Source organism: Micromonospora arborensis, assembly GCF_003205615.1.
Lineage (GTDB): Bacteria > Actinomycetota > Actinomycetes > Mycobacteriales > Micromonosporaceae > Micromonospora > Micromonospora arborensis.
The window spans coordinates 32,678-33,663 of sequence record NZ_PYBV01000052.1 but is presented as its reverse complement, the minus strand read 5'-3'; the positions used below and the strand labels follow the sequence as shown (position 1 = coordinate 33,663).

1 protein-coding gene and 1 pseudogene (1 of these 2 cut by a window edge) are annotated in these 986 nt (G+C 71.2%); one reads left to right on the top strand and one right to left on the bottom strand.

The annotated features are described in order from the left end of the window. The coding region (locus C7C45_RS30155) for an Lrp/AsnC family transcriptional regulator (RefSeq protein WP_146247448.1) at positions 1-253 on the bottom strand (253 nt) is incomplete at its 3' end. A gap of 147 nt (positions 254-400) precedes the next feature. On the opposite strand from C7C45_RS30155, the pseudogene C7C45_RS30150 reads away from it, so the two are divergent. After that, positions 401-986, top strand: a pseudogene (locus C7C45_RS30150) (tryptophan 2,3-dioxygenase); it runs 303 nt beyond the window's last position.

Here is a 986-nt window from a genome sequence, read left to right as displayed (position 1 = left end):
CGGCGCCCCCCAAAACCTCACCTCTTCCCCTCCCCGCCCCTCTCCCGTCCGGGATCAGCGCGCCCCCGGTACGGCCGGCTCGGGTCAGGTCGACATGGGCGTGGTAGCCGGTGATGACTCCGGCCTCCTCCAGTCGGCGAACCCGCTCCGCGACCGCCGGTGGGGACAGGTGCACCCGCCGGGACAACTCACTGAAGGAGAGCCGCGCGTCGGCCTGCAACTCGCGCAGCAGGGCCCAGTCCATGTCGTCCACGCTCAGACCTTACTTTCGTGAACCGACTTCGCCTAGTTGCCTTCGTTTCGCGAGGGGAACGTGCGAAGTGCCGTTGATCCGGCATTCCGCAGGCCGATCCGACCGCGGGATCATGACGTCGGCTAGTCCGGGGGAGGGAGACGAATGGTGGATCAGACGGAGCGGCGGGCGCCGACCCGCCCCGCCTCAGTGCGACCGGTGACCCCGCGCCAGCGGGCCGCCCGCGCCGCGCGCAACGGTGGCGAGCCGACACTGGAGTTCGCCGAGCGGGTGCCGTACGACGCGTACGTGCAGGCCAGCGCCCTGCACCAGCTACAGCAGCCGCTGAGCAGCGACCCGGGCGAGATGTCCTTCCTGATGGTCAGCCAGATCATGGAGCTGTACTTCGGGCTGACCTGCCACGAACTGCGGGAGACCCAGCGCCTGCTCCGCGCCGACCAGATCTGGGACGCGCTGGCGCCGCTGCGCCGCGCTGCCCTGCACCTGGAGGGGCTGAACGCCGCCTGGCAGGGGCTGCGCTGGATGACCCCGGCCGACTTCAACCGGTTCCGCAACCTGCTCGGCGAGGGCTCCGGCTTCCAGTCGGCGATGTACCGGCAGTTGGAGTTCCTGCTCGGGCTGCGCGACCCGGCGCTGATCAGGCCCTTCCGCCGGCAGACCGAGGTGCACGCCGCGCTGAGCGCCGCGCTGGCCACCCCGAGCCTCTGGGACGACGTGCTCGCGCTGCTCGCCC